Origin of the sequence: Sphingomonas lycopersici, assembly GCF_026130605.1 — a bacterium.
Taxonomy (GTDB): Bacteria; Pseudomonadota; Alphaproteobacteria; order Sphingomonadales; family Sphingomonadaceae; genus Sphingomonas; species Sphingomonas lycopersici.
Genome location: NZ_JANFAU010000011.1, coordinates 129,905 through 138,962, shown reverse-complemented (window position 1 = coordinate 138,962; position 9,058 = coordinate 129,905). Strand labels below are relative to the sequence as shown.

The window sequence follows — 9,058 nt, the reverse complement described above, 5'->3', positions numbered from 1 at the left end:
GCGCTTCGCCAGGTCGATGGCGAGGATGTGGACGTCGGTCATCTGCTCCTCCTTCGCTTGGCACCTCCCGGTGCCGGTCCGGCATCATACGACGCCGCTCGAAGGGGGCATCCACCCCATCAGTTCATAACGACAGTGTAGCAGACCGCCGCAATCCGAGCTGTGGTATCCGCGCTGCCACTCATTGTGCCTAAATAACATTCGCACGAGGGGTTGCAATTAGGCACGTGCCGTGCGTCGTGGAACGACCCCAATTTGGGGAGGGTGCTGCCGGGCAGCAGCGCGCCCCATTTGCCGCCGTTCCGGCCTGGGATGCTCCTTCCCGAAACCGGGCAGTCTGCTCTTTGGAGGCGAGAGAGGCCCGATGGCGGCTCGGGCATGACAATGTGTGGGTGGCTAGGAGACAGGCGGCTTCTGGTCCAAGCAATTTGGAAACCTGCCCTAGCAGCGTGTGAGCTCGGCTGATGAACGATGGCGCCATTTTACTCGAAGATTACCGAAGCCGGCTCGTCGGGCTTCCCGTCTCACATGTGTGGCGGGGCTACGGCTCGGCGTTCTGTATGGAGTTTGGACAACTCACGCCCAAGTTTCGGAAGGATGGACGTCCGCTCAACTCAGATGGTGAGTTTTCGCTAATGATAGAGTGGAGTTGGCGCATCGAGACCGGCAACGCCATTATCTGCGGAAGCTGGAGCGACGAGGAGCTATGGCCGTCGTCAATGTTAGGGCTGGTGGGCCGAAGCATCGTAGATATTGGTGTCTCGGGACGACTACCCGAAATTCTGCTGACTCTTTCAGATGACGCTTTTGTGTTGTCATTCATGACTTCCGACGGCGATCCGGCTTGGTCGCTTATCGATCACCGAACAAATGGCCTCCCGTCCCTTTTAAGCCGGAGCGGGCGTCTAATGGGAGAGCAATAGGCGGCGGCTATCGGGGACCAACGCGCGCACGTTTGACGGCAACCTTTGGGGCGTCAGCCGTCCTCTTTTTCCAAGTTCGCTAGCAGATCAACAAGCTGACGCCTTCTCGATGGCCCGTATGCCGGGTCTTTCGCACGGATATCTTCATCGTCGGCCCAATAGCTAAGGCCGTACCATGCCTTCCGCTGGGCGCCTCGCAGCTCGATGGGCTGAGCAATCGCAGCATCGAGCTCGCCATTCGTAATGTCACCACCATCGATAACATGACGCAGGGCATCGATGAGAAAGGTGCGGGCGTTGGACACCGCAGCATAGTGCAGCAGCGGGCTTTTCAAGGCAACGTCCGCTCTGCAGATCAACGCGCCGGCACGGCTATAGCCGCAACTGGGGCGTTAGTCGCCTCGCCCAAATGTCCTCGCTACAAGGCGCACCACCGCGAATACGATCAGCACCACAATCGCCGCGGGCAGAGCAGCGTTCCAGAAAAAGCTCTTGTGGCAGTTCGTATCGGGTGCGCAGTCGCCAAGGGAATCGACGAGCGAGAGAGCGATTAATACGGGCAGCCCGATGACCGCCGCCAAGGCGCAGCCCCACGACCCACCGGCGCCGAGGCCGCCACGATATTCGCTGTCATTCACGCATAGAGCCTGAACGAACAGCAACTACCAGGCAAGACAAGGTGGCCGTGGAATGACAAGAAATGGGGCGCCTTCTGCCCGGCGGCTAAGAGATTGCACTATATTGGTTCTGATTGGCCTGAGACAGCACGGAAGCCATCGCCCCGCGCCAAGCCAATCGACCTCACCGCGTTCACTCGATGGCCAATCGGGGCCGTGGAGAAGGATGATGGGACATTCACAATATGACCCCATGCAGTCGCGAGCTGCATGGAATGCGGGCAAAACGGTCGGCAGCAAACGCCCGCTGACACAGAAACAGATCTGGGCGATTCGCTTCTTCCTGGATCGGGAGGGGCGCCTTCGCGATCGGGCGCTTTTCGACTTGGCAATCGACAGCAAGCTGCGCGGCTGCGACCTGGTCAAAATCAAGATCGCCGATCTGGTCTCGGGTATGGAGATCAGAACGCGGGCGATGGTCATACAGCAGAAGACCGGTCGTCCCGTTCAATTCGAGCTGACCGCCGATGTCCGGGGAAGCCTCCTGGCATGGCTGGAACGGCGCGGCGGAGCGATCGACGATTTTGCATTCCCTAGCCGGATTAATCGCACCGGTCACATCAGCACCAGGCAATATGCCCGGCTCGTAGACGAGTGGGTCACCGCCATCGGACTCCGGTGCGCCGATTATGGCACGCACTCGCTGCGTCGGACGAAGGCATCAATGATCTACAAGGCCACTGGGAACCTGCGGGCGATCCAGATATTGCTCGGGCATACGAAGATCGAGAACACCGTCAGGTACCTCGGCGTCGACATCGAAGATGCCTTGATGCTCGCTGAGCGGACTGAAATCTGACTTTGCGGCCCCTCCGAAGCCGGAGGGGCCGCCCTCACAGAAAGCGGTAACGCGCCCTCACCGCAGTCATTCAGTTCTGCATCCTCCCTTTGAGCAAACCTGCCGATCCCGAGGCTAACTAGCGGGGTTTACAGCCCTCCCATTGGTCGCGATATAGTGTATCATAAGGGGGGTGTGGATGAAGATCTCTCGCGCTCTGTGCTTATCGGTTTTCGCTATGGTGGCGACTTCGTTCCTACCGGCGCCTTTGTGCGCGGATAGCTGGATGTTGCCGACGACGACCACATACACCTCATGCCGGGGGCACGCCCGCATCACCGTCGTCCCGCGCGATCTTGAAAACCAGCTCAGCTATTTTGAAGATAAGGTCGACAAGGTCGATCCGGCCGGACAGGCAAAGGGAGGAACGCGGTTCGCCCGTGCCCGGCTGGAACGTCTGACAAACAAGCGTTGGCAGGTGGTGTGGGAGCGTCAGATCTCCAATGACGTCGCCCCGGTATCAGCCATCGTTCGTGATGACGGGGAATATGCGGTCACCTTCGACAATTGGCACGGGGTTGGCTACGGACCGAATGCAGTGGCGATCTATGGCGGCGACGGCAGGCTCGTGCGCGCACTGTCGCTCGCCGATCTCGTCCCAAAGGATTATATCGAGGCGCTGCCTCATTCGGTCAGCTCGATCCATTGGCGGGGCCAGCCTCGCTTTTCGCCTGATGGCGAAAAGGCGCTGATCCCCGTTGTGATCCCCTCAGAGATTTTCGCCGGCGAGCCCGCGACGATTGAGATTGCAGTTGCTCTGGCAGACGGGAAAGTATCGCCGACGAATGCGGCGAGTTGGGATGCGGCGCTGGTGTCGGCACGCAAGGTTCTTGCAGAGCAGATTGCCGCAGAGGCGGCGGCAAAGACCGCGTTTCTGACGCCTTTGCTTGGTCCGGAGGTCAACGCAGAGCGCCAGTGGCACGATTATTTGCGCGAGGCCGTTGGTCGCCTGAAAGGCGATGATGTTGCAACTTCGACGACGGTTCTGCGCTTACCGGGCGCTAAAGATTATGCCATGTCCGAGAAATGGGTGCGAGAGGCGCTGATCGACCCCTACGCGGACTATGTGGCGCTGGCATCGCTATCGGCGCCGAACCTGGTGTCCGTTCTGGAGAGGATTGCCTCGAAAACGCCCAGGGGATCGCTGTTCAAGGCAACGGTCTTCATCGCGTTATCTGATCAATATTGGCCAGGCGTGACGGCGGCGATGCAGCGTACCGGCGCGAAGCTCGTCCAGCTCGATCCAACCAAACCGATACCCCAGCGCAGCGAGCGAATAGCGCGGAGGTACGGCTCGTAGTTGACCGGGGCGATGAGATGGGAGCTCGGCCGAAAAGCGCCCAATAGCGGCCGCTGCGGCGATCCACCAACGGCCCTGAAAGCCGCCATTCGTTCATTCTCCGAGCCAATGACGGCAAATCCGAAATCCTGATACCCGTCACTGCCAAGAGGCTCTTCGCGGACGGTTGTGGCGACGATCTCGGCCGGCTGTTCCAGCCCACAAAGCGATCGCAAGTGTTCGGCCGGGCCCGACTAAACTACGACCGCTTGGTGCACTCGGCCGTCCCGCCCGAAGATACGCAGGTAGCGCTCGATTTCGGCAGGTTGGCCGGTCGCCTTGGAGGGGTTGTCGGAGAGCTTCACGGCTGGGCGGCCATTCGCGCTGGTTACCTTGGCGACGAGCGAGATCGGTTCGAGCCCGGGCCCGCCGGCGGGATCACAGCCACGGAAATCGTTGGTGAGGTTGGTGCCCCAGCCAAAGCTCATCCGCACCCGGCCATTGAAGTGACGATAGGTCGCTTCGATGCTGTCGACATCCATCCCGTCGGAGAAGATCAGCAGCTTGGTACGTGGGTCGCGGCCATGCGCCTCCCACCAGGCAATGATCTGCTCGCCGCCCTCGATCGGAGGCATGGAGTCGGGCCGGAAGCCGGTCCAGTCGGCTAGCCAGTCGGGAGCGTGGCGCAGAAAGGCGGTGGTGCCGAAGGCGTCGGGAAGCACGATAAGCAGGTTGCCGTCGTAATGCGCCTGCCATTCCTCCAGCACTCGATAGGGTGCGGCCGCAACACCGGCATCATCATCGGCGAGCGCGGCCAGCACCATCGGCAGCTCATGCGCATTGGTGCCGATCGCCTCGAGGTCGTTGTCCATGGCAAGCAGCACGTTCGAGGTGCCGATGAAGCGCGATCCCAACCCCTCCTTGAGCGCCTCGACGCACCAGCGCTGCCAGAGGAAACTGTGGCGGCGACGGGTGCCGAAATCCGAAATGACGAGGTCGGGGAGCTGGCGAAGCCGCTCGACCTTTTCCCAGAGCCTGGCCTTGGCGCGCGCATAGAGCACGTCGAGTTCGAAGCGGCCCCTACCTTTGAGGGCGACACGCGAACGCAGCTCGTTGACGATGGCGAGCGCCGGGATTTCCCACATCGTCGTGTGCGTCCACGGCCCGTCGAACTGCAACTCGAACTGGCCGTCAACCTTGCGCAACTCGTAGTCGGGCAGCTGGAAATCGGCGAGCCATTCGATGAAATCGGGCGCGAACATCCGTTGTTTGCCGTAGAAGCTGTTGCCGGCGAGCCAGATCAGTTCCTTCTTGGAGAAGCGGATCGTACGGGCATGGTCGAGCTGCTCGCGCAGCTCGCTTTCGTCGATCACGTCCGCCAGTCGTACCGACCTGCTGCGATTGATCAGGGAGAAGGTCGCCTGCACGTCCGGATGCAGATGGCGGATCATCTGCAGCATCAGCAGCTTGTAGAAGTCGGTGTCGAGCAGACTGCGGACGACCGGGTCGAGTCGCCAGCCATGGTTATAGACGCGGGTCGCGATGTCGGTGACGGGCATGACTGATCCTAGCCAGTGACGGCGCGCGCGGCGCGCAGTTGGGCGGCGAAGCCTAAATCGCAGAGGTGCGCCATCACCGTTCTCCCTCCGCTTTACGGTAGCGATAGAGTTCAGCCGGGCGGAAAGATGCGCCGGTCTCGCGCTCGCCCGTCGCTTCCAGCCAGCCGCGGTCGAGCATGCGACGGCGGAAGGCAGGCTTGTTGAGTTTGGTGTCGAGGATGGCTTCGTAGATGTCCTGCAAAGCGCGCAACGTGAAACGCTCGGGAAGGAGCGCGAAGGCGATCCCGGAATAGTCGAGCTTGCCGCGCAAGCGCCGCATGGCAAGGCCGAGCATCTCACCGTGATCGAACGCCAGCTGCAGCGGATTGCCGTTGCCGATGCACGCTTCGACAGGGCCGCCTGTCTCGCCGGACCACGGCACGGTGAGTTCCGCGAGCGCCAGCTCGGGGGCGGATTTCAGCGCGGCCGTAAAGCGGTCGGCCGGGAGGAGCGCGAAATAGGCCACACTGATGATTCGCGTCCGCGGGTCGCGGTCGACGGCTCCGAACGTATAGAGTTGCTCGACATAGGCATCTGACATCCGCGCCTTCTCAATGAGGATGCGATGCGCGGCTTCGTCGAGGCTCTCGCCGATCCCGACGAAGCCGCCGGGCAGCGCCCACGCGCCCGCAAACGGGTGTCGGTCGCGTCGCGTCAGCAGCACGGCAGGCGCACCATCGACGACGCTCATCAGGATCAGATCGACGGTGACCGACGGGCGTTCGTATGCGGCGGGGTCATAGTTTTCGAGAAAGGCAACTTCATCCATCGACCCGACCTTATACGCGTGATGCGCTTTACTTATGTGCAAATCGCGTATATGTCAAATGCCGAGGAGATAGACCATGAAGCGCTTCGTGATCGTGGTAGACATGCAGCGGGATTTCATCTCGGTCGAGGGGGCATTGCCGGTGGCTGGAGCGGAGGCGCTCGTAGCGCCGATGAAAGCCTGGCTCGCCGACCTGCGTTCCGAAGACGTGGCCGGCGTGCTCTTCACCGCGGACACGCATCTGCCTGCGATCTATGCGGCCTCGACCGAGGCTGAACAGTTTCCACCCCATTGCGAGAGGGGAACGCCGGGGTGGGAGAATGTGCTCGACCCGGACGCGATCGATCCTGCCATCCCGGTCTATCGCCTTGAGAAGGGTGTGTTCGACATGTGGGCCGAGCCCGAGCTCACGGTGGCGGCGGTCGCCACAGGTGAGAAGGTTACGCGGGATGCTTTCTTTGCGGAGCTGAAGGCGCGGGGCGTCACTGAGATGACGGTGATCGGCGTCGCTGCCGACTATTGCGTACGCTGGGCGATCGAGGGCCTCCTCGCGCGTGGATTCGCGGTCGAAGTGCCGGCGCGCCTCACCCGCGGCATCGCGCGACCGATCGAGCAGGTCATCGCCGATGACTTTGCGGATCTGCCGGTCCGGCTGGAGGCGGCGGCATGATTGTCCTGTGGCGCGTCTCGAACCGCTGCAATCTGGCGTGCCCCTTCTGCGCATATGACAAGCGCCTGAGCTTGCCGCGGGAAGAGGCGGATCCGACGCAGGTCGCGCGGCTCATCGACCTGCTCGGCGCGTGGCGGCGCGAAACCGGACGTCCGGTGCTGTTGAGCTGGCTTGGCGGCGAGCCGTTGTTGTGGGCTCCGCGTGCCGAACTGGATAAGCGCGCGGCGGGCCAAGGCATTGGACTCAGCCTGACCACCAACGGAACCCGTCTGAATGCGCCGCGCGTGCGTGCTGAGCTTGTGCAGCGCTATCGCGAGGTCACGATCAGCATTGATGGAATGGGAGACTTCCACGACGCTATGCGCGGCTGGCGCGGCGCGTTCGACAAGCTCGCGCACAGTGTGTCGGCGCTGACGGCGGAACGAGATGCCGCTGATGCGCCGCTCAAGGTGCGCGTCAATGTCGTGCTGATGCGCGACAACATTACCGGCTTCGCCGCCTTGTGCCGAACACTCGCCGGCTGGGGAGTCGACGAAATCAGCTTCAATCAATTGGGCGGGCGCGACCGGCCCGAATTCTATCCCGACCATCGCCTGCGCCCCGAGGATGTCGCGCGATTAGCGGATGAGGTGCCGCGGTTACGCGCGGAACTCGACCAGTCGGGGACGACGTTGGTCGGCGGGGCTGCTTATCTGGAGCGGTTCGCCGATACCGTCGCGGGTCGACCCTTGCCTATCACTGATTGCCGTGTGGCGGAGACCTTTCTGTTTATCGAAGAGGCCGGCCGCATTGCGCCGTGTAGCTTCGCGCCGGAGCATTTCGGCGTTTCGGTCGACGATCTGTATAGCACTGCGGATCTCCATGCCTTGCCGCGGCAATTGCAGCTACGCCAGCGCGCGCGGCCGGCTCGTGACTGCGCCGATTGTCCGAGCACGCAACAGTTTGCCAAGTTCGAACCGCAGTTAGCGTGAAGCCGGCTCAAACGAACGCAGTTGGCTGCAATGCGCCCCAATCCCCGCCGTTCAATGTGTGGATTGCGGATCCCGGAAACTGCCGTTCGCCGAAGGTGCCTCGTCGGTAGGGTCGAAGGACCGGGTCTGGGACAATACTGCCGTTCCGAGCCTATAGCTCGAACGGCCGCGACCCGCGCGCTAGCTGGCCGCCGGTTTCGTTTTCTTTGGTATCCCACTATTGTTCCGGGTACATAACGACGCCGCCAGGAGGACCTACTTGGAGCCGTATCCCGCCGTCGATGCAACACGTCGCGCCATGCGCGTTTCACGCCGCGCGCTTCTGTCCGGTTTCGCCACCGCCGCTTTCTCTCTCGCCACCGCCGACAAGGTTCTGGCGCGGGAAGCCGGCCGCCTTGTCGCTCCGGACTTCGACTTCCGGCAGGTTGACGTATTCTCGCCTGAGCCCTTTCGCGGCAATCCGCTCGCAGTAGTCGTGGGCGCGGACACGCTCACTGACGATCAGATGAAACTGTTTTCCAAGTGGACCAACCTCAGCGAGACTACCTTCCTCCTGCGCCCGACTGATCCGCTTGCTGACTATCGCGTACGCATTTTCTCGCTCGGCGACGAGTTGCCCTTCGCCGGCCATCCTACTCTTGGCAGTTGCCATGTCTGGCTCACCTCAGGAGGCAGGTCGAAGGGGGCCGAAATCGTCCAGCAATGCGGCATCGGGCGGGTGCGATTGCGCGGATCCGCTGGCCGGCTCGCCTTCGAGGCGCCGCTGCTGCGCCGGACTACCGCGCTGGATGCAGACACCTTGTCCCGGATCCAGCGGGGCCTCCGCCTGACTGCCGATGATATCGTCGCCGCTCGCACGCTCGACGGGGGACTGCGACAGACCGCAATCCTGATCAGGAACCGCGCACGCTTGCTTGCGCTGAGGCCGGACTGGCCCGCCCTCGCCATGGACGGGATCGGCCTAATCGCGCCATGGGACTCCGGCAAAGGCCCCGGCTCTCCTGACTTCGAGGTACGGGTGTTCGACTCGACGCTGACTGGATCGGAAGATCCAGTCACCGGCAGCTTCAACGCCAGCGCCGCGCGGTGGATGATCGGCGCCGGCCTTGCACCCGACCATTATGTCGTGAGCCAGGGCACCGTGCTTGGCCGGATGGGGCGCGTCTATGTCGATCGCGATCAGGACCGCATCTGGATCGGCGGCGACGTCACCGATCGGATCAGGGGAAGACTGAGGGTGTGAAGCCGGCTCGCCGGCGGGCTCCGCATGCTCCTGCATGACAGATGTCGGCCGCTTGCCGTCGGTTTCTGCTTGGGAAAGATGCCTATCGGC

Annotated in this window: 10 protein-coding genes; 6 read left to right on the top strand and 4 right to left on the bottom strand. The window is 62.4% G+C overall.

Annotation, left to right across the window (positions count from 1 at the left end):
• Positions 1–464: 464 nt before the first annotated feature.
• Entirely contained in the window at positions 465–923 is a 459-nt protein-coding gene (locus NED98_RS18510) for a hypothetical protein (RefSeq protein WP_265314007.1), read from the top strand.
• A gap of 53 nt (positions 924–976) precedes the next feature.
• On the opposite strand, the gene NED98_RS18505 is transcribed toward NED98_RS18510, so the two are convergent.
• A complete protein-coding gene (locus NED98_RS18505) occupies positions 977–1,258 on the bottom strand; it encodes a hypothetical protein (protein ID WP_265314006.1) in 282 nt (93 codons plus the stop codon).
• 57 nt (positions 1,259–1,315) lie between these two features.
• Positions 1,316–1,561: a hypothetical protein gene (locus NED98_RS18500; RefSeq protein ID WP_265314005.1), complete on the bottom strand. Its 246-nt coding sequence runs from the start codon at positions 1,559–1,561 to the stop codon at positions 1,316–1,318.
• Between the two features lie 208 nt (positions 1,562–1,769).
• On the opposite strand from NED98_RS18500, the gene NED98_RS18495 reads away from it, so the two are divergent.
• Together NED98_RS18495 and NED98_RS18490 are read left to right on the top strand one after the other, a co-directional pair.
• Positions 1,770–2,399 (top strand): tyrosine-type recombinase/integrase, encoded by a 630-nt coding sequence (locus tag NED98_RS18495; protein ID WP_265314004.1) that lies wholly within the window; start codon positions 1,770–1,772, stop codon positions 2,397–2,399.
• Between the two features lie 178 nt (positions 2,400–2,577).
• A complete protein-coding gene (locus NED98_RS18490; protein WP_265314003.1) occupies positions 2,578–3,738 on the top strand; it encodes a hypothetical protein in 1,161 nt (386 codons plus the stop codon).
• A gap of 233 nt (positions 3,739–3,971) precedes the next feature.
• Here NED98_RS18490 and pncB read toward each other — a convergent pair whose 3' ends face one another.
• Both pncB and NED98_RS18480 read right to left on the bottom strand, forming a co-directional pair.
• On the bottom strand, positions 3,972–5,276 hold the full coding sequence (gene pncB / locus NED98_RS18485) for a nicotinate phosphoribosyltransferase (RefSeq protein WP_265314002.1): 1,305 nt from the start codon (positions 5,274–5,276) through the stop codon (positions 3,972–3,974).
• A gap of 73 nt (positions 5,277–5,349) precedes the next feature.
• On the bottom strand, positions 5,350–6,084 hold the full coding sequence (locus NED98_RS18480) for an NUDIX hydrolase (protein WP_265314001.1): 735 nt from the start codon (positions 6,082–6,084) through the stop codon (positions 5,350–5,352).
• A gap of 76 nt (positions 6,085–6,160) precedes the next feature.
• Here NED98_RS18480 and NED98_RS18475 point away from each other — a divergent pair, with 76 nt between their 5' ends.
• The 3 genes from NED98_RS18475 to NED98_RS18465 all read left to right on the top strand — a co-directional run bounded on the left by NED98_RS18475 (position 6,161) and on the right by NED98_RS18465 (position 8,968).
• Complete coding sequence (locus tag NED98_RS18475; RefSeq protein ID WP_265314000.1) at positions 6,161–6,754, top strand: cysteine hydrolase family protein; 594 nt, start codon at positions 6,161–6,163, stop codon at positions 6,752–6,754.
• The gene (locus tag NED98_RS18470) at positions 6,751–7,725 is read left to right on the top strand and encodes a radical SAM protein (RefSeq protein WP_265313999.1); all 975 of its coding nucleotides are present in this window, start codon (positions 6,751–6,753) and stop codon (positions 7,723–7,725) included. Before NED98_RS18475 ends, NED98_RS18470 begins: the two co-directional genes overlap by 4 nt.
• Positions 7,726–7,984: 259 nt before the next feature.
• Complete coding sequence (locus tag NED98_RS18465; protein ID WP_265313998.1) at positions 7,985–8,968, top strand: PhzF family phenazine biosynthesis protein; 984 nt, start codon at positions 7,985–7,987, stop codon at positions 8,966–8,968.
• The last annotated feature ends 90 nt before the right edge of the window (positions 8,969–9,058 follow it).